The following is a 4,371-nucleotide window of genomic DNA, read 5'->3' on the forward strand; positions in this document are numbered from 1 at the left end:
TGCCACCGCCCAGCAGGTTAAAGACCAAGTTAGTGCCGAGCCCTCTCGGGAACCGCGCCCCGGACCGGTCCGGGGCGCGGTTCCGTCGCGGTGACGGACGTGCAGGCACTCACGTTGCCCGACGATCACCGGGCCGTGATCCGCCGAGCAGGTTGGCCCGGCGGATCACCGCTGCCACAAGCAGGCACCCGGCCAGGATCAGCCGAGGTCCCGCACCCGTATGTTGCGGAAGGCGATGACCGAGCCGCCGTCGTGGTTCTGCAGGCTGACGTAACCCTGCGCGTACTGCCGTCCACTGGTGCCCGGGTCGGTCGGACGGCCCGGGAACGGCAGGCCGGGCACGTTGTCGAACTCGTTGATCACCACGCCGTTACGGATCACGGTGTAGTGCTGGCCGACGACCCGGATCTCGAGGTCGTTCCAGACCCCCTTATCCGTCGAGCGGGCCTGGGCGAGGTCCAGGTCGGCGAACCCGTACACGGAGCCGGTCTTCCGCGGGTCGTTGCTGCCCATCTCCGGCGAGTCGTTGATCTGGATCTCGTGGCCGCAGTTCACGGCAATCCATGCCGGATCGCTCGTTTTGCACTGGGGGTTGGCGGCCGGGTCGACGCCGGGGAACCGCACGAGGACGCCGCTGTTCGATCGCGCGTTCGCGTCGCCGCCCCGCTCGTCGCGGAACTGCAGGCGCAGTGAGAAGTCGCCGAACTGGGCGGCCCGGTACCAGAGCATGCCGAGGCCGCCGCCGGTGGGTGAGTTGGTCGTAACCATCGACCCGTCGTCGCGCAGGGCGAACCCGCGACCGCCGACGTAGCCCCAGTTCGCGTACGACTCGGTCGTCCCGTCGAACAGGCTGACGTAGCCTGTCGTTCTACCCACGTCGGAGTGCGCCGCGGCTTCGGTCAGCGAAGCGGCCTCCTCTGTGGTGATCACGTCGACGCCGACCAGATCGCGCGCGATGTGCGTCACGTGCGCCACGAACCCACCATGGTTGACCCAGGCACGCTCGTCGTCGATCAGGTCGTTGATCGAACAGCCGCCGTCGGCGGTCCGGTTCGCCACGCCGCTGTCGTGGTCGAGAAAGCGGACGGTTGGCCGGCTGTCCGGCGCGACGCACGACGGTAGCGATGCGGTCGCCGGCGCCGCCGCGAAACCGCCGCTCAGGACCGCGGCGGCGAGGAGCGCCGTACCCGCGAGGAAACGTTTCCTGCTACCCACGCTGAACCTCCATGTCTCACCGATCGAGGCGGCGCTGCCGGTTTTCGCGCGTCGGCTGTCCGTCTGCATCGGCCTCTCGTTCCCCGCGAGGTCTCGGGGCCTCCCGGGGGGGGCGCCACATGACAAGTGCTAATCCGAACCTAGGTTCTTTCCATCGAGACATCAAGAAGTTTGGTTGCCATACGCGCATCTTTTGCTCCGACGACGGAAAGCCGGGACTAAGAAGGCCAGGCTTGTGTGCCTGTTTCGACTCGCCGGTCCGTGATCCGCAACGCCTTGATCCGCCGCTGGGCACACGAACACCGACAGCCCGGCGCCCAGCAAATCTCCACGCCTCTCGGCCGGCGTCGAGGGCGCTTCGCGTCGGCTTCGCCGATGGCGTGCCCCGCCATCCGTAACGCTCTAAATGACGTGCGCCACGGCCCTGGCGCCCTTCACCCGAGCGATATGCTCCCGCCGCTTGGGGCGGCGGCAGCGGCTCACCTCGGACCGCCCGATCGAGGTCGGCTCGAAAGGCCCGATGATGGGGTTGAGACGTCCCGCGATTGATCGTGGCTGGTTGAAGAAGTACGACACAAGGCGTCAGGTTTCTGATCGAACATGGTTTCACCGGTCGGCGTCGTGGTGGACGTGAACCGGTCTTACGAATGGATAAGGAACTCGATGCGCGAAACGCCGGAAGATCTCAAAGAGCTCCAGGGCCTCCTGGACTCCTCCCTGTCCCGCTCCACCTCGCATCTCCGCTCGATCATCGCTGAGCGCACCCTGACCGCGGAGCAGCTCACCCAGGTGCTCACCGGCATGTGCACACTTGCCCTGTCCACCGTGACGGCGAAGGGCGAGCCACGGATCAGCGGCGTGGACGGGCATTTCCTACACGGCAAGTGGCATTTCGGAACGGCGCGCACCGCCGCCAAGGCCCGCCACCTCGCCGCCCGTCCGGCCGCCAGCGTCGCGCACCTGCGTGGCGAGGACCTGGGCGTGTTCACGCACGGTACGGTGGAGATCCTCAACCCTCAGGCCAGCGAGCCTGCCGCGGACTGGCCAGACCTGCTGACGTACCTGAAGGACTTCTACGGCGACGACGCCTTCGACTGGGACAACGACGTGGTCTTCTACCGGCTGCACCCGCACTGGATGACCGTCTACGCCCCAGACATCGACAAGCTCACCGCCAAGTGACCCAAGCTGGTACGGCAGCCGCCGTTTGAGACGTGCCTGCCGGGTCGCGACGACGAAATCGACGGACTGCTCCAGCAGGTTGGCCAACGGTCGCGCCAGTCTGCGCGGCGAGGATCTGACCGTTGGGCCAGCAGGTCGTGAACGGTCAGCTCCACCAACGCCGCGCCCCGCGCGGCAGCCCGGGGCTGTGGGAGCGCCCCGTATCGGCAAGAGCGCGGAGCCGGCGGAAGGTTCAGCTCAACGGCCGCCTAGGGCGATGATGTGGGCGACTGGTCACCGACGGATATCCCGCACATACTTCTTATTGATAGAGCCGCCGCACGGGGTCCGGTGACACAGGGAGGCACCCATACCGGCAGGCGCAGCGCTGGCGATCGCCGCCGGAGCGGATGCACCGTTCATCGTCGCCACCGAATGAGATCGGACACCGTAGATCGGTCACCGTCGACTGATCGTCGGGTCCGTCAGGCGCGCCGGGATCGTGCTACGCGGAGGTGGTCATGTACCCAGCGGCGAAGGTTCGCACCGTTCTGGCGGCCGCGACGCTCGGCCTTGTCATGGTCGCCTGCCAGTCCTCGCACGCCTCCACGCCCGGGCCGTCCGCCCCTGATACGACACGCTCAATCCGGCCCGCGCCTGGTGGGTCGGGCGGCGGGCGGGTGGCATCGCCGTCCACATCGACCGCGCCGCTGCCCACGCAGGCCCCCGACACGTCACCCGCGCCGGTACCGTCCGTGCCGGCGCCGGACAGGTCGGCCAGCCTCACCAGGTGGCAACTGGCCGGGCAGCGAATCATCTACTCCTACCCCGGGTTGACGCCACCGGAGAGCCTGTTGAGGATCATCCGCGCCGGCGAGGCCGCCGGGGTGATCTTCTTCGGGGAGAACATCGCCAGCACCGCCCAGATCAGCTCGGTGGCCGCCCAGTTGCGACGAGCCCAGGCGCAAAGCCCGGTCCACGTGCCGCTGCTGCTCATGGTCGACCAGGAGGGTGGCCTGATCCGGAGGCTGCCGGGGGCGCCTGCGCTGTCAGAGAAGCGGATCGGCCAGGCCGCCGATCCGGCGGCCGCGGCGGCCGCGGCGGGCACCGGAGCCGGCCACACCCTCGCCGCAGTGGGCATGAACGTCAACCTCGCCCCGGTTCTCGACGTCTACTCCACTGCGGGCAACTTCATCGACCAGTATGAGCGCTCCTACAGCGCGAACCCCGACACCGTCGCGTCTTTGGGTCGGGCGTTCATCACCGCCCAGCAGCGCACCGGCGTGGCCGCCACCGCCAAGCACTTCCCCGGGCTGGGATGGGCGGCAACGGCCCAGAACACAGACACCCGGACGATCACCCTGTCCCAGTCGCTGGCCACGTTGCGCGGCACCGACGAGTTCCCGTACTCCGCCGCCGTCGCCATCGGCGTCGACCTCGTCATGGTGTCCTGGGCCATCTACCCCGCGCTGGACCCGAACCGCCCAGCCGGCCTGTCGCCGACAGTGGTCAGGCAGGAACTGCGCGGCCGCCTCGGGTTCACCGGGGTGACCGTCACCGACGCCCTGGAAGCCGGTGCGCTGGCCCCTTACGGCAGCACCGGCCAGCGCGCGGTCGCCGCCGCAACCGCGGGCATGGACCTCATCCTGTGCTCCGCCCGTGACGTCAGCCAGGGCGAAGCCGCCACCGCCGCCCTGGTCAACGCCCAAACCGGGGGCCAGCTCGACGCCGCCGGCTTCATCGCCGCGGCGGATCGGATCGCCGACCTGCGGGCCCGTCTCCACTGACCGTGTGGTGAGGCGGCCGTCCGACGCGGCTCCGCTCGCCCGAACCGGCCCGTGAACGAGCCGAGCACCCCCAAGTCAGGTGCGCGGGGGCCGGCCCGCCAGCCGGCAGCGAAGTGGGTCTTGGCGGCGGCGGGCCACATGCCGGGGCTGGCTAACTTCGCTGAGCCAGCATGGAAGACCCTGTTGGTCATTCTCGGTTCAGGCAGCG

General features: G+C 68.9%; 3 protein-coding genes. 2 read left to right on the top strand and 1 reads right to left on the bottom strand.

Annotation, left to right across the window (positions count from 1 at the left end):
• Window positions 1-198 precede the first annotated feature (198 nt).
• On the bottom strand, window positions 199-1,215 hold the full coding sequence (locus A6A27_RS06425) for a 3-keto-disaccharide hydrolase (protein WP_073833622.1): 1,017 nt from the start codon (window positions 1,213-1,215) through the stop codon (window positions 199-201).
• 663 nt (window positions 1,216-1,878) lie between these two features.
• Between A6A27_RS06425 and A6A27_RS06430 the strand changes: the two genes are divergently transcribed.
• Window positions 1,879-2,397 (top strand): pyridoxamine 5'-phosphate oxidase family protein, encoded by a 519-nt coding sequence (locus A6A27_RS06430; RefSeq protein WP_073833621.1) that lies wholly within the window; start codon window positions 1,879-1,881, stop codon window positions 2,395-2,397.
• Window positions 2,398-3,131: 734 nt separating this feature from the next.
• Complete coding sequence (locus A6A27_RS06435; RefSeq protein ID WP_198940211.1) at window positions 3,132-4,163, top strand: glycoside hydrolase family 3 N-terminal domain-containing protein; 1,032 nt, start codon at window positions 3,132-3,134, stop codon at window positions 4,161-4,163.
• Window positions 4,164-4,371: the final 208 nt, after the last annotated feature.

It is taken from the genome of Micromonospora sp. CB01531, from assembly GCF_001905095.1.
Lineage (GTDB): Bacteria > Actinomycetota > Actinomycetes > Mycobacteriales > Micromonosporaceae > Micromonospora.

What these genes read in the sequence shown, in the direction of transcription:
- A6A27_RS06430 (WP_073833621.1), top strand. Translation starts at nt 1,879, where the DNA reads ATGCGCGAAACGCCGGAAGATCTCAAAGAGCTCCAGGGCCTCCTGGAC.